This window comes from Candidatus Brachybacter algidus (assembly GCF_016707225.1).
Taxonomy (GTDB): domain Bacteria; phylum Bacteroidota; class Bacteroidia; order Chitinophagales; family Saprospiraceae; genus Parvibacillus; species Parvibacillus algidus.
On record NZ_JADJID010000002.1, the window covers coordinates 838,754 to 859,107 of the forward strand.

At 37.7% G+C, this 20,354-nt stretch carries 15 protein-coding genes; 6 read left to right on the top strand and 9 right to left on the bottom strand.

Annotated features, from left to right (window positions below; all coding sequences use genetic code 11):
* Positions 1-28: 28 nt before the first annotated feature.
* Entirely contained in the window at positions 29-1,153 is a 1,125-nt protein-coding gene (gene hppD, locus IPI15_RS09325; protein WP_287419993.1) for a 4-hydroxyphenylpyruvate dioxygenase, read from the top strand.
* A 689-nt stretch (positions 1,154-1,842) separates the two neighbouring features.
* Positions 1,843-3,609 carry a helix-turn-helix transcriptional regulator gene (locus IPI15_RS09330; protein ID WP_287419995.1) on the top strand — a complete coding sequence of 589 codons (1,767 nt, stop codon included), beginning with the start codon at positions 1,843-1,845 and terminating at the stop codon, positions 3,607-3,609.
* Between the two features lie 103 nt (positions 3,610-3,712).
* On the opposite strand, the gene IPI15_RS09335 is transcribed toward IPI15_RS09330, so the two are convergent.
* The 6 genes from IPI15_RS09335 to hemA form a co-directional block, all read right to left on the bottom strand.
* A complete protein-coding gene (locus IPI15_RS09335) occupies positions 3,713-5,488 on the bottom strand; it encodes a chloride channel protein (protein WP_287419997.1) in 1,776 nt (591 codons plus the stop codon).
* 65 nt (positions 5,489-5,553) lie between these two features.
* Positions 5,554-6,495 carry an oxygen-dependent coproporphyrinogen oxidase gene (gene hemF, locus IPI15_RS09340; RefSeq protein WP_287419999.1) on the bottom strand — a complete coding sequence of 314 codons (942 nt, stop codon included), beginning with the start codon at positions 6,493-6,495 and terminating at the stop codon, positions 5,554-5,556.
* Positions 6,496-6,503: 8 nt separating this feature from the next.
* Positions 6,504-7,532, bottom strand: a complete 1,029-nt coding sequence (hemE, locus tag IPI15_RS09345) for a uroporphyrinogen decarboxylase (protein WP_287420001.1) — start codon at positions 7,530-7,532, stop codon at positions 6,504-6,506.
* Positions 7,525-8,229 (bottom strand): uroporphyrinogen-III synthase, encoded by a 705-nt coding sequence (locus IPI15_RS09350; protein WP_287420003.1) that lies wholly within the window; start codon positions 8,227-8,229, stop codon positions 7,525-7,527. Before IPI15_RS09350 ends, hemE begins: the two co-directional genes overlap by 8 nt.
* Complete coding sequence (gene hemC / locus IPI15_RS09355) at positions 8,210-9,127, bottom strand: hydroxymethylbilane synthase (RefSeq protein WP_287401943.1); 918 nt, start codon at positions 9,125-9,127, stop codon at positions 8,210-8,212. Before hemC ends, IPI15_RS09350 begins: the two co-directional genes overlap by 20 nt.
* 41 nt (positions 9,128-9,168) lie before the next feature.
* Positions 9,169-10,407, bottom strand: a complete 1,239-nt coding sequence (gene hemA, locus IPI15_RS09360; protein ID WP_287420005.1) for a glutamyl-tRNA reductase — start codon at positions 10,405-10,407, stop codon at positions 9,169-9,171.
* 347 nt (positions 10,408-10,754) lie between these two features.
* On the opposite strand from hemA, the gene hemH reads away from it, so the two are divergent.
* The 4 genes from hemH (at position 10,755) to IPI15_RS09380 (ending at position 15,266) form a co-directional block, all read left to right on the top strand.
* Positions 10,755-11,792: a ferrochelatase gene (gene hemH / locus IPI15_RS09365; protein ID WP_287401945.1), complete on the top strand. Its 1,038-nt coding sequence runs from the start codon at positions 10,755-10,757 to the stop codon at positions 11,790-11,792.
* A 282-nt stretch (positions 11,793-12,074) separates the two neighbouring features.
* The gene (locus IPI15_RS09370; RefSeq protein ID WP_287420007.1) at positions 12,075-14,246 is read left to right on the top strand and encodes a S9 family peptidase; all 2,172 of its coding nucleotides are present in this window, start codon (positions 12,075-12,077) and stop codon (positions 14,244-14,246) included.
* A 35-nt stretch (positions 14,247-14,281) separates the two neighbouring features.
* Positions 14,282-14,791: a DUF6265 family protein gene (locus tag IPI15_RS09375; protein WP_287420008.1), complete on the top strand. Its 510-nt coding sequence runs from the start codon at positions 14,282-14,284 to the stop codon at positions 14,789-14,791.
* Positions 14,792-14,840: 49 nt separating this feature from the next.
* Entirely contained in the window at positions 14,841-15,266 is a 426-nt protein-coding gene (locus tag IPI15_RS09380; protein ID WP_287401950.1) for a RidA family protein, read from the top strand.
* Positions 15,267-15,751: 485 nt separating this feature from the next.
* On the opposite strand, the gene IPI15_RS09385 is transcribed toward IPI15_RS09380, so the two are convergent.
* From IPI15_RS09385 to IPI15_RS09395, 3 genes are all read right to left on the bottom strand, one after another.
* Positions 15,752-18,127: a T9SS type B sorting domain-containing protein gene (locus IPI15_RS09385; protein ID WP_287420010.1), complete on the bottom strand. Its 2,376-nt coding sequence runs from the start codon at positions 18,125-18,127 to the stop codon at positions 15,752-15,754.
* A 518-nt stretch (positions 18,128-18,645) separates the two neighbouring features.
* On the bottom strand, positions 18,646-19,680 hold the full coding sequence (thiL, locus tag IPI15_RS09390; RefSeq protein ID WP_287401952.1) for a thiamine-phosphate kinase: 1,035 nt from the start codon (positions 19,678-19,680) through the stop codon (positions 18,646-18,648).
* Positions 19,681-20,313 carry an RluA family pseudouridine synthase gene (locus IPI15_RS09395; protein ID WP_287401954.1) on the bottom strand — a complete coding sequence of 211 codons (633 nt, stop codon included), beginning with the start codon at positions 20,311-20,313 and terminating at the stop codon, positions 19,681-19,683.
* Positions 20,314-20,354 lie beyond the last annotated feature (41 nt).

The following is a 20,354-nucleotide window of genomic DNA, read 5'->3' on the forward strand; positions in this document are numbered from 1 at the left end:
CCTAATAATATAATTACAAAATAATCCAATGGATACATTAACACAACAATCGACTGAAGTTGAAAAAGATTTATTGCCATTAAATGGCACTGACCACATTGAGTTTTATGTGGGTAATGCCAAACAGGCAGCTATTTATTACCAGGCAGCTTTTGGCTTTGAAATGGTTGCTTATAAAGGACCTGAGACCGGCGTTAGGGATATTGTATCATATGTGCTGCAACAAGGTAAGATACGCTTTGTGCTTACTTCTGCTCTGCATGCTGATCATGAGATCGCAAAGCATGTTGCATTACATGGCGATGGAGTCAAAGTTTTGGCTTTGTGGGTGGACGATGCAGTTGCTTCATATGAATTGACAGTAGGAAGAGGTGCAGAGTCTGTTTTTGAACCTGTCACGCTGGAAGATGAATTTGGTAAGGTAATCATAGCCTCAATAAAAACCTATGGCGAAACCATCCATACTTTTGTTCAGAGAAGTGAATATTCAGGAGCTTTCATGCCGGGTTTTATAGCTAAAAATTCTTTGCGTAAAGTCGAATCTCTTGGGTTATTGTTTGTAGATCACTGTGTTGGAAATGTTGAATTGGGCCAAATGAATAATTGGGTTAAATATTATGAGGATGTGATGGGCTTTAAACTTTTGATCACTTTTGACGACAATGACATTTCGACAGAATATACAGCTTTGATGAGTAAGGTCGTCTCTAATGGTAATGGATATGTCAAATTTCCAATTAACGAACCAGCAATGGGTAAGAAAAAGTCACAGATTGAAGAGTATCTTGATTTTTATAAAACTTCAGGTGTTCAGCACATTGCTGTTGCTACCAATGACATCATAGGCACCGTAGATGGCCTTAGAAATAATGGTGTTGAATTTCTTGTAGTTCCCAATACTTATTATGAGGATCTATTTGAAAGATTAGGTGAGATAGATGAGCCGATTGAAGAACTTAAAAGATTAAACATTTTAGTTGATAGAGATGATGAAGGATATTTGCTTCAGATTTTCACAAAACCTGTCCAGGACAGACCAACTGTTTTCTTTGAAATCATCCAGCGAAAAGGCGCAACTTCCTTTGGTAAGGGGAATTTTAAGGCTCTATTTGAGGCTATCGAAAGAGAACAAGAACTAAGGGGGACACTCTAATTAAGCAATGAAATATTAAAATGCTCTTCCGTACAGAAGGGCATTTTTTTTGGTCATTATCTGAGCATAAGAACTAAATATTTTATACAAAAAGCAAACCTAAGAGAAACCAAAGATTTTCTGTATAACCTGTATAAGAATTCCGTTAGATCAATTTTTCTTGGCAATAATGGTTTTTTTGCATGGCTATTTCAAAAGAGGGAGGATATAAGCGGACAAAGAGTTATTTATCTCTCTTTTTGCCTAAAATAAGTGATAAATGGGATTCAAATAGAGTAGTTAATCTATTAGTTTAAATTTTAAAAATGGTCATATAGAATTGAAAATCAGTTTAATATTATTTGTCCGCGATTTGTCCGCCCTAAAATAGTATAACTTCAAGGGCTAAAATTTACATTTGACTTATAGATTGATAGTCTTTTATAAAATTGATTTAACAGTCATCAATTAGATGACAAATTTTAATTCCTTTTAATGTTACTTTTTTCATCCCCATATTTAACAGGTGGAAGGATTGGAACAGATTTTAAATCATATTCCAGTCCCTAAGCCACTAGATTTGATCATTACCGTAATTTACACACACTTACTTATGAATAAGGCACTCTTTTAGTGCCTTATTTTTTTACAATGGTTTTTGTCTTTAGAGCGTAAAATGTTATCTTGTTGTTCTCTAGGTGACTAATCATTTGAGCATAATAATACCATCATATACGCTTACTAATTTGAAGTACAATAATATATATATTTTTTTCCTAATACTAATGATGGGATGTGATAGTCCAGATAAGGAGATAAAATACTACATCGATACTTGGAAGATTGAAGGCAAAATGCAAACAATTGCGTCAGATCAGGCTTATTTCAAGTTATTTTCATTGGATCGAAAGGAAGTGCATAAAATCATCTCCAAATGCAAAGAATACAATAAAAAATATCCTAATGAGAGGGTTCTGATAAGATTGGCAATCATAGAAACTTATTATATACGCTATGGTAAACAGATTCCAGACATGGAAGACTACAGAAATTTTTTAGTATTACTTCCTAAATGTCAGAAACTTGGAGACCAACAACTTCTAGCAGAACTATATACAATTATCTCTGATTATAGCCCGCTTAATGAATTCATGAATTATGTTCTAAAAGCTAATAGTCTAATGGAGAAGATTGGTATCCAATATTTTCCTGGATATAAGCAGCGATTATACTCGATAGGGTTTACATTATACCTAAATCAGGAATATCGCCAATCACTTATTTATTTGCAAAAGGCTTTCAAAATCACCAATAGCAATCTCAATTATAACTATAATGCTTCTTATGTACTTGTTAATGATTTGACTGCAGCTTGTTATAGAGAACTCAGTATGTATGACAGCAGCCTTTACCATTATAAATTGTTGCTCCAAAATGCCAACCTTCCTGTTCATGCTTCTAATCGTGAGATTCCTTTATGGCAAGCTATTACCAAAGGAAATATTGCGTTCCTATTGGCTCAGAGTGGATATAGTGAGTTGGCAAAGCCATACTTGCTCAAACACCTGCAGCAATCTCGTCAATACGAAGACAACCACAATATTGCAATAGTTTATAACAGATTGGGACAAATTGATTTATTTGAAAATAGATTGAATGGAAGTCTAGAGAATTTTCAAAATGCAATAAAATTTGCAAAAACTACCAGGTTCCTAAAACAAAGAAAAATTGCTGCCAAGGGATTAGCTGATATCTATCACCGTGTCCATAATACTGATAGCCTTTATAAATATTTCTACATTTATAAAGCATATGATGATACAATTAATGAAATGAAGGTAGCCTATAATCTGGAAACAGCGGAAGCAAAGCTAGCTTTTGATGCTGCTAAGGCACGACTAACAATTGCTAATAGTGACATTAAGAGTATGCGCTTAATTAGAAATTTCATTATAGTCTTTGTCATTATGATATCTATCATTGCCTATCTATATTTTACCAGAAGGATCTTTGAACAAAAGGACAGAGCAGAAAGATTGGAAAGTGACAAGACTAAAGCACTTAGTGATACAGAAAAGGCACTTGGAGAAATCCAAATATTTAAGAAGAAGATCATTGAAAATGAGGCCATGATCAGCAAGTTGCATGATCATATACTAGACAAAAATGATCTGCAACCTGAGATGGACCGAATAATTAAATATGCATTGATCGATAAAAACGAATTAGATAAATTCAATCTTGAATTTGAAATCGCTAACCCTCAGGTATTGCCTGGTCTGGATGGGCAATCGAAACCACTTTCACCTGCTGAAAGGCGCTTGGCTGCACTTATCTACCTTAAGTTAAACAATGAGCAGATCAGTCACGCGCTAGGTATTAGTAAGGATAGTGTTACAAGAAGTAAAAGAAGGTTGAAAAATGCCCTAAAACTCGACGCAGATCAGGGACTAGAAGATTTTATACTTCAATTCTGATTTTTATTAGGAAAAGATATTATCCAATTTTTCACTACATGATAAAGAGCAAAGGGTCTATTTTGTTATCTCCTTTTGATCATTTCGGAATATCCTTTCGAAATTATACACCAGCAAAATCAATAAGTTTACGCCTGTAGACAGAAAGTACTTTCGATTTTGAGACAAAGCCCAGATAGATACCGTTCTCGCAAACCGGAAGATTCCATGCACTGCTACTTTGGAATTTATCCATTACCTGTTCCATAGTATCTGAAGACTGGATGATCTCAGGAGCTCCATGCATTATTTGTGATACTTTGAGGTCGTATTGTGTTTGGTCAAACATGATGGTCCTGATGTCATCCAGAGTAACTACTCCTAAAAAATGTTGGGTGTCATCCAACACTGGATAAATGTTTCTTGTTGAATTTTCTACCGCAGTGAATAACATTTCTTTCAATGTCATATCCGGATTAATAGGAATAAAATTTGTCTCTATGACTTTGTCAAGTGCCAGCATAGTAAGCACAGCCTTATCTTTGTCATGTGTGATCAGAAACCCTTGTTGAGCTAGTTTTTGCTGATATACATTATATTCTGTGAAGTATTTATTTATACTGTAGCTGATAGCGGCGCATATCATGAGCGGCAACATTAACTCATATGTTCCTGTCAACTCAGATATCATGAATATGGCAGTGAGTGGGGCATACATTACGCCTGCCATTTGTGTGGCCATTCCTACAAGTGCAAAATTTGTTTCAGATACAAGGCCGATATTTGTGTAGTTGATCAACATTGCAACTCCATAACCCATGCAGCAACCTGTCACGAGGGATGGTCCAAATATACCTCCAACTTTTACCGCTCCTATCGTAGCGGAGGTAGCAAAAGCCTTGAGAGCCACAATAGTAAACATCAGTCCCGCCACCAGTAACTTATTTTGACTTCCAAACCAGCTATTATTGCCCATAACTATATGATGCTTACCTATAAGTAATGCCTTGATCGTTGAATATCCTTCACCATAAAGTGAAGGAAACCAAAATACCAATGCACCTACGATGCCAGCCCCAACGACAAGTTTCACCCATTTTTTCTCAATGTTTGCAAACATTATACCCATTTTTTTGTATACCGTCACGAAGTAAAGAGAAGTGAGGGAGCCAATAAGGCCGAGTAGGATATAAAAGGGAATGTCTTTAGGGGCAAATTTATCTTGTATAACAAATTTAAAAATAGTATCATCTCCATAGATCCAAATCGACGTGATAGCCCCAGCTGAAGATGCTAGGAGCATAGGCACAATACTTGCGATGGTGAGATCCAAAGAGAATATCTCAATAGCGAAAATGATAGCTCCTATCGGCGCATGGAATACAGAAGCAAGTGCGCCTGCTGTAGCGCAACCTATCATTAAGTTAACTGTCTTTTGATTTAAGTGAAAAAGACGGGCTAAATTAGATCCGATGGAGGATCCCATAAATACAGTTGCTCCCTCGAGACCTACTGATCCACCAAAACCTACTGTCAATGGGGCTGTGATCATTGGAGAAAACATTCCCCTACGGGACATCTTTCCATGGTTCTTAGAAATGGCAAATAAGGTGTCTGAAATACCTTGACCTGCCATTTTTCCTAGAATAAACTTAGAAGCCAAATAGGTCATTGTAAGTCCAAAAGCCGGAAAAATAAAGTAGAAAATTGTGAAATAATTCTGAACAAACTCTTGCTGGACTATCCATTTGATCTCATAAGTAATGTTCTTGATCACTACAGCACCCAATCCACTCACTAAACCAATTAGGACGCTGGCAAAAAGCACGAACTGCCTTTCTGGAACATGTTTTATTCTCCAGATCAGAAAAACTTTAAGCCAACTTTTTAGATACGACATTAAGGATTATAAAATATGTAACAAATATGCGTTATTTAAACGAATAAATGTCAAATCTATTGGATTTATAAGGCTATCCAGTCACGTGGATGTTGACAAACTTTCAATAATGTTTCCTCTGCACTTCCAGACACTGGCTGGTAGTCATAGTCAAAGCGCACCCTGGGAGGGAGGCTCATCAGAATACTCTCTGTCCTTCCATTGGTTTTCAACCCAAAGATAGTGCCTCGATCGTGTATTAAGTTGAATTCAACGTATCGTCCTCTTCGAATTTCCTGCCAATATCTTTGTTCACCTGTCCATTCTAAGGCTTTCCTTTTTTGAACGATAGGAATATAAGCCTCTATAAAGGAATTGCCATTAGCTTTTTGAAAAGCAAAAAGGTCATTTACTGCCAGATCCTTATCAGGTTTCAGATAATCATAGAATACACCGCCCACTCCTCTCATTTCATTATTTCTGTGACTGTTGACAAAATATTGATCACATTGATTTTTATATTTTGAATATAGTGAAGGACCAAATTGATCGATCGCCTTCTTGAGTGTGGAATGAAAATGGACAACATCCTCTTCAAATAGATAATAAGGAGTCAGATCAGTTCCACCACCGAACCATCTGTCAATGACCAATCCTGTATCATCATATAATTCAAACATGCGCCAATTCGCATGAACTGTAGGAATGAAAGGGTTTTCCGGGTGTAAGACCAGACTTAAACCACAAGCAAACCATGAGTGTCCGCTAATACCTAATTGTTTTTCCATTGCTTCGGTCACTAAGCCTTCGACAACAGAAGTATTTACCCCTGCTTTTTCAAATATATTCCCCAAAGACATGACGCGTGTTCTACCTCCACCTCCTTCAGGCCGCTCCCAAAGATCTTCATGAAAAGAAGCTCTTGCATCCTCTCCTTCTAAAGCTATGCATATTGTATCCTGAAGTCCATGGATATAATTTATCCAATCTTCTTTGGTAAAATAAGGCTGCTGCTCGTCAGTTATCATTTTTTATGCTATAAAGTGGAATAATCAAATTCTTTAACGGTATCGACGAAGGCACGTGCTGAATCTACAGGTACAGTAGGAAGAATACCATGCCCAAGGTTGGCGATATATCTTCCCGGACCGAAATCAGTGATCATTTTCTTCACTTCTCTTTTTATTACATCGACAGGTGCATATAGCTTTGCCGGGTCAAAATTTCCCTGAAGCGTTATGTTGTCACCTGCGAATTCTCTGGCAGTTTTCGGTGGAATACACCAATCTATTCCAAGACCTGCAGCTCCTGTCTCTGCCATCGCGCCAATAGATGCCCATGCACCTTTAGCGAATATAATAGTAGGAGCAAGGTCTTTCACTGCATGAACTATCTGACGTATGTATTGTAAGGAAAACTCTTCAAAATCCACCGGACTCCATAATCCACCCCATGAATCGAATATTTGAACTACATCTGCACCTGCTTCTATCTGACCTTTTAGATAAGAAATAGTGGTATCAGTGATCATTTGTAATAAATGGTGAGCGACTTCTGGTTGTGTATAACAAAAAGATTTTGCCTCATCGAATGTCTTGCTTCCTTTGCCTTGGACCATATAACAAAGCAAGGTCCATGGCGCTCCTGCGAATCCGATCAAAGGGACTCTGCCATTCAGCTCTTTTTTGATCATTTTGATCGCATCGAATACATATTGCAGTGTTTCATGAACGTCAGGTACCCTGACCCGACTCATATCTGCAATAGACTTAATTGGATTCGGTAGTATCGGTCCCTGGCTTTCTATGAGCTGGACTTCCAGTCCCATGGCTTGCGGCACGACAAGGATATCTGAAAATAAAATTGCCGCATCAACGCCTATAATGTCCACTGGTTGCAAGGTGATCTGGCAGGCAAGTTCCGGTGTTTGACAGCGTTCGAAGAATCCATATTTAGCTCTCAATACCATATATTCAGGAAGGTATCTTCCTGCCTGGCGCATCATCCAAACCGGCGGTCTGCTAGTGACTTCTCCTTTTAATGTTTTTAATAATAAGTCATTCATGCTTAAAATATTTTTTTATTTTCTCTAAAAATGCAGCCTGATTTGGCTCATCATTTAAGATGATTTCGTTCCTACTGTATGTTTGCAAAGCTTTTTTAGTGCTTTCGCCAAATGCAAAAAGTAGGGTTCCTACTTCATTTGGATTTTCTGAATAAAAGCTTTTGGCAGCACTTGGGCTAAAGAAAAGAATGCCCGAATATTTTTCAGTAATTGTTTTTTTTATTTTTTCATTTTTGTAAACAATAACTTCTTCGAGCTGCACTCCATGTTCTTTTAAATAATCCGGCAGCACATCCAATCTTTTATTCCCGCAAAAAAAGAATTTTTCAACTCTATCTCCTTCATTGACCAGACCCTTTGCTAAGGACAACCCGTCGTGCCCTGTGACAGTATTTTTCTGTGGCCCAAAATAGGAGGCGGCACTTTTTAATGTGCGGCCTTCTAAGGTTGAATAGGACCATTCTGGCGGCTTTGGAAGTAATTCTTGCAGTGCTTTCACTGCATTTGAACTTGTAAATATTGCCCTTATCTTCTTGTTGGATATTGAAATTAATTTTTCATTAAGATCAGTATCCTGCAAAGTTGTAATTTGTATGAAAGGAATGCATTCAATATCTATATCCGACGCCTTTGCATCTAAAATGATATCCGCTTCTAATATTTTAGTACTAAGGAGTTTAATCGGTAAGGTCTGCATCTCGGATTTCTTTGACGATAGCCAAGCCACCATTTTCTAAAACTTCTTTTCCCGCCAGAGTTCCGAGGTCAAGTGCTTCAAAAGCATTGATACTTTTACTTACTTTCACTATCTTCTTACCATCTATAGAAAGTATATTTCCATCGAAGTGTAACATATTACCTTCAGTTCTGGCATAAGCACTGATTGGAGTAGAACATCCTCCCATTAGTGTCTTAAGAAAGTCTTTTTCGACCTTGGTGCACAAAGCGGTATTGTCATCGTCGAATTCTGCACAAATAGTGCCTATTTCGTGATCTGTCTCTCTAAAAACTATAACAATAGCTCCTTGTGCAGGAGCAGGCAGCATCCAATCCAGTTCAATATGATCAGCGGGCAAAATTCCAAGTCGCTCCAGCCCTGCTTTCGCAAATATTGCTCCGATCCAGTTACTATTTTCAAGTTTTTGTAATCTCGTTTGGACATTGCCTCTTAGATTTTCGATTGTATCTTCAGGGAATTTATTCAACCACATTGCAGATCTTCTAGTCGAGCCCGTACCTATGATTCTCACTTTTTCCTCAGCATTTTTACCTTTAATAAGCACATCTTCATGCGGTCCCCTTTTTAGCACAGCACCCTGAGCGATACCCGCTGCCAATTGGGTAGGGACATCTTTCATCGAATGTACGGCAATATCTATTCTATTATTTAGTAATGCTGCATCCAGGGTTTTTGTAAATATCCCTTCGACACCCATAGCATACAATGGCGTCACTAGATCAATGTCACCTTCACTTTTGACTGGCACGAGTTCACATTTCAAGCCGAGGGATTCGATGAGTGACTTAACAGTATTGGCTTGCCACATTGCAAGTTTACTATCGCGTGTACCTATTCTGATTGGATTCTTAGTCATGAAATATATGGAGTTGGAATAAAGTTGTTGATAGAAAGCTACTATTTAGCAGTAATATTCATGAATTCGTTGATCGCTTCAAGATATTGACAACCTCTTTGATTCTTTTCTTTCAATTTATATGCCATTCCATTGACTACTTTTTGGATTATTTCATCATAACAAGGATCGGCCTTTGCTGTTTCGCTCAAAGCAAAGACAGGGTTATGGCTTATTTCGTAAAGTTTACTTTTAACTTCGTTAAGTACACTGGTTTGTTTGCGCACTTCATACCATTTGAAGAATTCTGCTTTACTTGATTCTATGATCTCTTGTGCTTTTGGTATCTCTGCAGCACGTTGCATCATGGTTTGATTGGTCAGTGAAGAAAGTTCATCTACATTGACAAGTGTGACGTTTGGAAGATCAGAGACTTTAGCCTCAACGCTAAAAGGAATTGAAAGATCTATAATGAGCTTAGAGGCAGAAGCATTAAGGTCTTCTTTTTTAATAGTTACATTGCCATTGGCAGATGAAACAATGATGATATCTGCTTTCTGCAGTTCTTCCTTCAATAACTCATAAGTAGCATACTTAAGTTTAAGCTCTTTCGCTAACAAAGCGGCTTTTTCTACAGTACGATTGATAAGTGTGATTTTGCTTATTCCAAGATATTGGACAAGGTTTTGGCATGTAGATCGCCCGATGTCTCCTGTGCCGACCAATAAAATATTTTTATCAGCATAACCATCAACATTTTCTTTGATATATTGAACGACTGAATAAGAGACAGATACTGTGCCATCGCTTAGTCCTGTATTGTTCTTGATTGATTTGGATGCTTGCATCATGTAGTTAAAAAGGCGCTCTGTAAAGGAAGAGATAAGACCTCTTTTTTTTGAAGACTGCACAGCTTTTTTGATTTGGCCGACTATCTCATAATCTCCCAGGATCTGAGAATCTAAGCCACTTCCTACTTCAAAGAAATGTTTAATAGCAGAAGCTCCACGTTTTACGTAAAACATCTGACGAAAGGCCACCTCTGATCCGGTGGATTGAGAGAGGATAAGTTGAACGAAAAGTTCAATATGATGAACACATCCGTATATCTCTGTCCTGTTGCAGGTAGATAAAACAAAAAAATCATTTAGCCCTAATGCCGGTGCAATATCAAGAATGATTTTATATTGTTCCTCGTTAATAGTGTAATGACCTCGTACATCAGCAGCAGACTTCCTGTAGTTGATTCCAACTACTGTAAAATCTTCAATCTGATTCACATAAAGGCCATTACTTAGCATTAAATCTTATTTTCTTTATACATCCTATGTACGTAACAGGTTTTAAATCGGATTTATTAACCGGATACGAATTTGCATTTATTCCAAAATATTTAATTTCACAAAGAAATTGCTTGTTAAGGATCGCAAAAGTAAGACACTTTGTAGTCACATCCAAGCAATATGTAGAATCGTATACTTTTATTGTTGTTAACAATTTGCATTTTATTTCAAATTGGGGTTTTTTAGATTTTATGGTCCAATAAAAGGGACATCCTGCTTAGTTAACGAGTAATTTTCAAAGGTTAGTGCTACATTGGATTGCTACATTCAGATTAAATCTATCTTTGTCAAATATAACTATAGAAATGAAAAATAGCGCAATACTTTTGATGAACCTTGGATCACCTGATAGCACTGATGTAAAAGACGTGCGAAGATATCTGAATGAATTCCTTATGGATGAAAAGGTAATAGATCAGCCATATTGGAAGAGGTTTCTTTTGGTTCGAGGCATCATTACGCCTTTTCGAGCTCCAAAATCTGCCCATGCTTATGAAAAAGTATGGACCTATAAGGGTTCGCCACTTGTCGTGATTACGGAACAGTTAAGAGATGCTATAGCTCAGCTTACTGATATACCGGTAGAAATCGCGATGCGTTATGGCAATCCAAATCCCAAAATTGCCTTTGACAATTTATTAGCTGCTAACCCATCTTTGGAAGAGGTAATTGTAGTGCCGCTATATCCGCATTATGCTATGAGTAGTTATGAAACAGCGGTCGAGCACGCAGTCAATATTCACGGACAGCATGAATATCCTTTCAAACTCAATATTGTACCGGCTTTCTATGATAACCCAAATTATATCAATGCATTAGCTGAAAGTATGAAGGAGTATGTCGAGCAGCCTTTTGATCACTTGCTTTTTAGTTACCATGGTATTCCACAAAGGCACTTACACAAAACTGACCCAACTGGCAATCATTGCTTTTCTAATTTAAATTGCTGCAATATGCCTTCCATTGCACATAAAACCTGTTACCGGCATCAGGTATTGGAAACTACACGATTAGTAACAGAAAAATTAAATCTTCCAAAAGACAAATTCAGCGTCTCATTTCAATCAAGATTAGGCAAGGGATGGCTGGAACCATTTACAGATTTTAGATTAAAAGAGCTCCCTGGAGAAGGTATTAAAAATCTTTTGGTAGTAAGTCCTGCCTTTGTCAGTGATTGTCTTGAAACACTGGAAGAATTAGTTATGGCAGGGAGAGAAACTTTTATGGAAGCTGGTGGAGAGACGTATAAAGTCATTCCATGTATGAATTCTCAAGAGCCATGGGTTAAGGGATTAATGAAGATCATTGAAGAAAATGGGGAATTGAAAATGGCTAATGGCTAATGGCTATTGGCCTGTTGTTTATTCCGGATTAGTTATATTTTATAGATTACACATTACCGATTACTGATAATGATAGCTACTGGCTGATGGCCGATGGCTTCGATGTGGAAAATTGATAAGTCCCATTACTTATTGCCCATTACACATTACCCATCACCAAGGGCATCTCACATTTTACATTTTCCATCTTTAATTACGACGCTTTCGTCTAAAAGACAACATTATATATGCTACTTTGGCTTTGAACCAGTATTTTTATCAATTAATCATAAAAATTATTCAGTGAAAAAATTATTTTATCTACTTCTTATACTTGCAGCAGCAGGACAGGTTCAGGCTCAAAAGACTTTTGACCTTGACGATATCTTCAAAAAAGGTACTTTCAGAACGAAAAGCCTTCCAGGATTTGCTTATATGAATGATGGCAAGTCTTATATCATCAATAAGGGCAATGCATTGGAAATCAACAATGTAATTGATGGAAAGAATATTGGTACTTATATCAATGAAGATCAGCTCACAATGATGACCAATAATAAAGAAAATGGAATTGAAGAATATCAGTTCAATAGTGATGAGTCTAAGGTGATGATTTATACTAATTCAGAAGGTATTTATCGCCACAGTTCTAAAGGAAGCACCTTTGTTTTTGACAAGAAAGGTAATAGTGGAGTAGCTATATTTGAGGGAAAGCCAATCAGTAATCCAACTTTTAGCCCTGATGGAAATAAGGTTGGGTTTACTTTTGAAAATAATCTTTATTATACTGATCTTTCAACCAATAAATCAACACAAATCACTAGTGATGGAAAATGGAACAACATAATTAATGGTATGTGTGATTGGGTATATGAAGAAGAATTTAGTTTTACCAGGGCATTTCAATGGTCAGAGGATAGCAAAAAAATTGCTTTTCTTAGATTTGATGAGTCGAACGTGAAGGAATTTACACTTGAATATTATAAAGATGAAATGTATCCAGAGCCATATTCTTTTAAATATCCAAAAGTTGGCGAGGAGAATTCAACTCTTGAGGTTAAGATCTATAGTCTCGACAATAACAAGACTGTTTCAATTGATCAAAAAGTGGATAAAGAAATATATTATCCAAGGATAAAGTGGACTAAGGATGTTAATACGCTTTGTGTTTTCAAAATGAATAGACATCAGAATAAACTTGAGTTGCTTCTTGCTGATGCCAATACCGGTAAGACCAGCCCGTTGATGACAGAGGAAAACAAATATTATATTGAGATCAATGACAATCTTACATTTCTTAAAGACGGCAAACATTTCCTTTGGGTAAGTGATAAAGGCGGATTTAATCAGGCATTTCTGTATGACATGAAGGGCAATATGGTTAATGCGATTACGCAACCAACCGCTGACCTCGCAGATATCTATGGATATGACGAGAAGAATAAAATGCTTTATTATCAATTAATATCGCCAACGCCGATGCAAAGAGAAGTCTATAAAGTGGGTCTGGATGGAAAGAAACCTGTATTGCTTTCTACTAAGACAGGAACCAATAGTGCTCAGTTTTCTCCCACATTCGAATATGCTACGATGATGTATTCCAATATAAATACTCCTATGTCATATGCACTGTACAATAGTAAAAATGCGTTGGTAAGAACGCTCGAAGATAATGATGCCGCTATAGAAAAATTCAAAGACTATAAAGCCGGAAAGGCGGAGTTTTTCAAATTTAATACCTCTGAAAATGTAAGTCTGAATGGATGGTGGATCAAACCAACTGATTTTGATCCGAATAAGAAATATCCGGTTTTCATGTTTCTTTATGGTGGTCCCGGCAGCCAGCAAGTTTTGGATAAATGGGGTGGAGGACAGGCTTGGTGGTTCAAAATGATCTCAGAGCGCGGTTACATCATAGCTTGCGTAGATAACAGGGGTACCGGCGGTCGAGGGGAAGAATTTCGCAAGATGACCTATCTGCAATTGGGTCACTATGAAACAATAGATCAGATCGAAGCTGCCAAATACCTTGGTTCATTACCATATGTAGACAAGACCAGGATTGGAATTTTTGGCTGGTCATATGGTGGCTACATGTCGTCACTTTGTCTATTTAAGGGCAATGACGTCTTCAAGTCAGCTATCTCTGTGGCTCCGGTGACGAATTGGAAGTGGTATGATTCCATTTATACAGAAAGGTATATGAGGACGGAAAAGGAGAATCCTGAAGGATATAAGAATAATAGTCCGGTATATTTTGCCGACCGATTAAAGGGAAATTTGTTTCTGGCTCATGGCATGGCAGATGACAATGTTCACTTTCAGAATAGTGCTGAATTGAATAAAATGTTGATCAGAGCCGGTAAATCTTTTGATTTTCACATGTACCCGAATAGTAACCATGGCATATACAGTGAAAACGCCACTCCACAACTTTATAATCAGATGACAAACTTTATATTTGAAAAAATATAAGTAACTTTACAATACATCTTTAAATATAGTTTATAATGAGTAGAATCAAGCCCAATGCGCAGATGGTCCTCATGTATGCATTGGGCCTGGTTTTGACAGGTATTCTGACCATTTTATCATGCAAGCCAACCCAGGATGTACATGTGGCATCACTTCAAAGCGTTAATTGGCTGCAAGGCCGGTGGACCAGCTCTCTGGAAGGTCAATATGAAAATTTTATTTTGATTGATGATAATTTCATTGAACGAGTTATATATCAGGTCGAAGATGGGCAACCTGTTATTAGCGAACGTGGGAAGATCTTTGAAAAAGATGCTACACTAGCGATGACAACCACTATCTTTAATACGAAGAATAATGAATTTTCTAAGTTTGAATTAATCGGACAAAACATCAATAGGGTCACTTTTAGAAATATAGAGGAAGATGATCCATATTTGATCATTCTCCAACTCATGGACGATGGTAAATTAGTCATCAGCGAAATGAATCAATTTGAAAGGTTGATCAAAAAGTATGAATTAACAAGGAATAACCTTCCATAGGATACAAGCTTTGAAAATTGAGAAATCAAGAAAATTCGAAATAGAACAAATGAAAGAAGAATCAGAAGCGAAGGTTTTAAGTAATAAAGCAGAGCCAAGAGGGAAGTTTCCACACATTAAAAGGGCGGGTGATTTGTTATTTGTTTCAGGCACTAGTTCGAGAAGACCTGATAATACGATAGCTGGTGCTGATGCGGATCAATATGGAGCTGTAACACTGGATATCAAGGTTCAGACTATGGCGGTCATAGAGAACATAAGGGACATACTTTCTTCTATGGGCGCAGGCTTGGAGGATTTGGTGGAGATGAGTGTATTTTTGGTGAATATGAATGACTTTAAGGTTTATAATGAGACATATGCGCAATACTTTGATTCCAATGGGCCGACGAGGACTACTGTCGCGGTCCATCAGCTTCCTCACCCTCATTTATTGATAGAAATTAAGGCGATTGCTTACAAAAAGGTGAAATAATCTAAATATAAGTTGATTTTTTTGCTGAGATCTTTATGGCAGTAGGGTTCATCGTAATATTGCAATATTACAATTGATAGGATCTGACCATAAAATTTTCTTAGATAAATTCTTGCTGAGCTTTATGATTATTTTTGGTGAGAGTGTTATGGTAGTAGGGTTCATCGTAATATTGCAATATTACAATTCATAGGATCTGATCATAATATTTTCTTTGATAAATTCTTGCTGATTTTTATGATTATTTTTGGTGAGAGTGTTATGACAGTAGGGTTCATCGTAATATTGCAATATTACAATTAAGAGCGTATGATCATAAAGTTTTCTTTGATAAATTCTTGCTTATCTTTTTAGTGTTTTGCAGAGACAAATATCATTAAATAAAATCAGAAGGCCTATTTATACAATATCTCTATATTAAATACTCCAAATCTTTCTCCCACAAAAAAAGTTAACAGCCAATGACCAACAGCTAAAAGCCATACTTACCTCACTACCGTCACATCTCCTTTAAACGTCTTTGTCTTCCCATCCAAAAATTCTACAATAGCAAACCAGGCAAAGACGCCACCTTCAACTTCCTTACCGCGAAAACTACCATCCCAACCCTTGTCATTCTCAGGAGCAAATTGCAATTCTTCAAAGACCTGCGCACCCCAGCGGTTGTAAACTTTGAACGAAAGTATCTTAGTAACTTCAGGTCCTGCCACGATGGAAAATATGTCATTGATGCCGTCATTGTTCGGGCTGAAGACATTCGGTACGAAAACCCTGCGGCTTTCATCCACTCTGATGGTCAGTGAATCTGAAGTGACACAACCATCTATTGAAGTGATGCTTGCTACATAAGTGGTTTGAAGGAAAGGTCTTGCCACAGGATTTGGACAGTCATTGCAACTTAGACCTGTTGGTGGATTCCATTTGATGTCATCAATAATAATATTGGAATTCGAAGCGAGTTGTATTTCATCTGAAAGTTTGATTGTGACATCATCATTTATAGACAATGTAGGGATGATCTTCCCGGTCAACAAGGCCTGTGTCGTATCGATACAGCCATTGCCGTCCTTCATTGAAATAAGGTATTGTCCGTCCTGCAATCCTTCAAAAGTCAATTCTTTTTCGAAAGTCCCATTGTTCAATTTAAACTCGTATGGAATGATGCCGCCCGCAGAATTAACTACTTTGATTGAACCAGTATTCAGTCCATCACAATTGGGATCGACCGTTGTAAATTGTAAAGATAAAGACGGTGGTTCATTAATATTAATCACGTAAAACAATGGACATCCATTGACATCTGATAGAGTCACATTATAATCTCCTGCTGCGAGTCCTGATATATTTTTCGTCAAACTTCCATCTGGCCAAAGATAGGAATATGGCTGCGTACCGCCAGTCATATTTACATTAATCGATCCGTTTTGGCCTCCATTACAACTGACATTATATCCACTGAAATCAGAAACATCTGCAGTCGCAGCCAACGCTAATGGTTCGTTAACTGTACCGATAATAATTACATCATTGCCGAACCCATCTGTAACTGTTATAAGATAAGTACCAGAACCAAGTCCTGTGATGATCTCATCTTGATTGATATTTACCAACATGCCTTGTCCATTGATAGTGCTATTAACTTTCCGCCAGTTATAATCAAATGGTGGAGTCCCTTGCTGAATAGAAAAAGTAAGCGTTCCGCTATTATCTCCAAAGCATTTGGCTGATTCCGGAACTGATGAACCTTTCATTTCACAAACTACTAAATTTAAACTCAAATTGACGATGGAGTCGCATCCCTGATCATTTTGTATCATCTCTGTAAAATCACCTGTCTGAAAATAAGGTGTCGTTCCGATATATATACTGTCACCGTCACAAATATTGAGAGCTATATTAGCAATATTGGCATTCGTCTGAGTTAGAGAAATATGTACCAAACTATCGCAACCGTGTTGGTCAGTGTATTTATAATCATATTCACCGGGTGCATCTACTTGCGTATTTTCATCGACAATATAAATGCCGCCTTCACATATTGTTGCATCGATATTTGTATTGACATTTCCCATCACAGTTACCGTTTTGCAGGATGGTGGAGCCTTGTCGCAGACGTTGGAAGCGGTCACACAGACTTCATACATGCCTTCCTTAGGCCATGTAATATTGATATCCTGTCCTCCATTTGGGATGTCAACACCATTCACTGTCCAATCAAAAATGGTAGCACCGACATCTCCTGAAGTTGTAAAATGGTCCAACTCATTAAAACAAGTAACACTCGGCCCATCGATAACACCTGAAGTAGAAAGGGGGGCCACTTGTGTGCTTCCTTCCAATACATCAAAAGTCCAGTCACAAACCGATCCATTACTTCCATCCATTACGATGTAATAATATTGCCCTATGGTCAAAGGGACAATATTCTGAAATATGGCGGAAGTATTTTCTGCCACAGCAGTATTCGCTCCTCCTCGGCAATTACTCACCAATTTATAATTTTTGCAATCAATCCCTTCATAGATGCCTAATTCAAGACCACGTTTCTGCGTACAATTCGAGACACTCATTCGGATTTTGAGATCTACGCTGCCTGCTATAAACGCGATCCACTTTGCATTGTGTAAATAGGTTGTACAAAATCCTGGAGGTGCTTCACCTTGGCCTCCTGTGCCATTTCTGCCTGTATAGCCATCTATATCACAAATGATGCACGCTTGTTTGCAGAATGAAGTCATAGTGGGAGGGTCTGTACATGGCTTGGGTTGGGCGAATGCTATTGATCCTTGTATTAGAATAATGAAAAGCAGAAGTATCTTGGTAATCGGATTGCTGGCCAAATTAAGATTGCAAGAATGCATAAAAAATATGTTTACGTTCTAAAAATCGAAATGGTTATAGAAGTAATTGCATGCTGTGTGTTAAAAGTAACCATTTTTAAAAGCTTAGACGGAGTTTTTATGTTTTTCCTTCAATAAATGATGATAATGTGTAATCAGTAATCAGTAATCAGTGGTCAATGGTCAGTATCGGTAATCAGTAATTGGTAATAACGCCAAGATTCAAATTACTTTTTACTCTATTTTTTATGCTTATAAAATCAGTGTAATCATGAAATCCTGTTAATCCCTGCCTTTGTTGGCAGGCAAGCGTGATTCTGAAAGATGGATATCATTCAACAGTAATCAGAAATACAAAATTAAAAGTAGGGCTTATTCATTCAACATTTAATCCTGTATCTAGAGCTGGACTTCCGTTTCTCTATAGCATCCAACATTCAGCATCCAAAATACTGCATTTCTAAAATCATTGCCTGGCCACCAGACCTTGCGCAACTGCCAATTCTTACTGTTCGCTGTTTACAGTTTGCTGTTCACTTCTAATCAAAATGCTGCCACCCCTGCGCCTTCAACCTATGAAAATTCCCCCCCGAAGTCTCCAGCATTATGCCATCTTTCTCCGGTAAAATTGTGCCTATTAAGTAAACATCATCCAGGAATTGAAGCTTATCTATATCTTCAGGGTCCAATGTGAAAAGTAATTCATAGTCTTCACCACCATTCAAAGCGCAAGTGATAGGATCCATCCGGAATTTCACTGCAAGTTCCTCCGTCATGGTATGAAGCGGCACTTTAGCTTCCTCAATCACCGCACCAACCTTAGATTGTCGACAGATGTGGAAGACCTCAGAAGCAAGGCCGTCAGATATATCGATCATAGAAGTTGGCTTGACACCGGCTTTTTTGAGCATATTGATGATGTCACCACGAGCTTCAGGCTTTAATTGTCTACCCACAACATATGCGTTGTCGGCAAGTTCGGGTTTGATTCCGGGATTGTCGAGGAACAATGCTTTTTCTCTTTCTAAGATCTGAATTCCTATAAATGCTGCACCAAGATCACCTGTCACACATATTAAATCGCCTAGTTGCGCAGTATTTCTATATACAATGTCTTCTTTTAATGCCCTTCCGATCGCAGTGACACTTATGATCAGTCCTTTGTTTGAAGAGGATGTATCGCCTCCTACGAGATCTACTTTGTAGTGTTTACATGCAGCTTTAATTCCGTCATACAGTTCATCCAGGCTTTCAAGACTGAATCTGTTGGAAACACCTATAGACACCGTGATTTGTTCTGGTATAGCATTCATGGCATAAATATCAGAAAGATTGACCACAACTGCTTTATATCCCAGGTGCTTCAATGGTGTGTACATTAAGTCGAAATGTATATTTTCGATCAGCAAATCTGTACTAACTACGATCTGCCCTTCTTTATACTCGATCACTGCTGCATCGTCTCCGATGGACTTGACAGTGGATTCATTGACTGTTTCAAATCCTTCCACTAGTCTGTTGATTAATTCAAATTCACCGAGTGAACCAAGTTCTGTCCTTTTTTCTTCTGGCATCTATTTTTTGTTGATGAATTCATTACACGCCTGCCAAAGTGAATCTTCGGGCAATGGTGCTTCGAAAGTATTTTCTTCATTACTCACCGGATGTTTGAAAGATAGTTTCCAGGCATGTAAACTAATGCTTCTGTCTTTATTTCCTCTTCGAGCTCCATATTTCACATCGCCTTTGATCGGACAGCCGACTGATGCCAACTGTGCCCTGATCTGGTGGTGTTTTCCGGTGACCGGCTTTAACTGGACTAAAGTATAAGTAGTTGTCTTGCCTAAAACTTTATAATGCGTCACAGCAAGATTTTCAGTGTCTGCGTCAGCATCTTCTTTAGTGTGGGATTTATTATTCTTTTTTGGAGAAGGGTCTATTTGATGGATCAGCGTTCCTTCTGTTTCGGGCATTTCCTTTTCTACCAATGCAAGATAAGTTTTCTCTACCTTCCTCGTTTTGAATAAATTGCTCAATTGTGCTGCAGAAGCAGGTTTTTTCGCAAGCAATATTAATCCGGATACTGGTCGATCCAACCTATGCACCAAATATAATTTATGGTGAAAATATTTTTCTGACATGTCGAGGAGGCTGGTATCACCCGTCTTATCAGGTTGTACCGGTTGGCCAGACAGTTTGTTAATCACACAAAATTGGTGATTCTTTACTAAAACTTGTTCGCTAAATT

Excerpts from the sequence above, each read along its gene's own strand:
- hppD (WP_287419993.1), top strand. The coding sequence starts at position 29 with ATGGATACATTAACACAACAATCGACTGAAGTTGAAAAAGATTTATTG.
- IPI15_RS09335 (WP_287419997.1), bottom strand. The coding sequence starts at position 5,488 with ATGTCGTATCTAAAAAGTTGGCTTAAAGTTTTTCTGATCTGGAGAATA.
- hemF (WP_287419999.1), bottom strand. The coding sequence starts at position 6,495 with ATGATAACTGACGAGCAGCAGCCTTATTTTACCAAAGAAGATTGGATA.
- hemE (WP_287420001.1), bottom strand. The coding sequence starts at position 7,532 with ATGAATGACTTATTATTAAAAACATTAAAAGGAGAAGTCACTAGCAGA.
- IPI15_RS09350 (WP_287420003.1), bottom strand. The coding sequence starts at position 8,229 with ATGCAGACCTTACCGATTAAACTCCTTAGTACTAAAATATTAGAAGCG.
- hemC (WP_287401943.1), bottom strand. The coding sequence starts at position 9,127 with ATGACTAAGAATCCAATCAGAATAGGTACACGCGATAGTAAACTTGCA.
- hemA (WP_287420005.1), bottom strand. The coding sequence starts at position 10,407 with ATGCTAAGTAATGGCCTTTATGTGAATCAGATTGAAGATTTTACAGTA.
- hemH (WP_287401945.1), top strand. The coding sequence starts at position 10,755 with ATGAAAAATAGCGCAATACTTTTGATGAACCTTGGATCACCTGATAGC.
- IPI15_RS09375 (WP_287420008.1), top strand. The coding sequence starts at position 14,282 with ATGAGTAGAATCAAGCCCAATGCGCAGATGGTCCTCATGTATGCATTG.
- IPI15_RS09380 (WP_287401950.1), top strand. The coding sequence starts at position 14,841 with ATGAAAGAAGAATCAGAAGCGAAGGTTTTAAGTAATAAAGCAGAGCCA.
- IPI15_RS09385 (WP_287420010.1), bottom strand. The coding sequence starts at position 18,127 with ATGCATTCTTGCAATCTTAATTTGGCCAGCAATCCGATTACCAAGATA.
- thiL (WP_287401952.1), bottom strand. The coding sequence starts at position 19,680 with ATGCCAGAAGAAAAAAGGACAGAACTTGGTTCACTCGGTGAATTTGAA.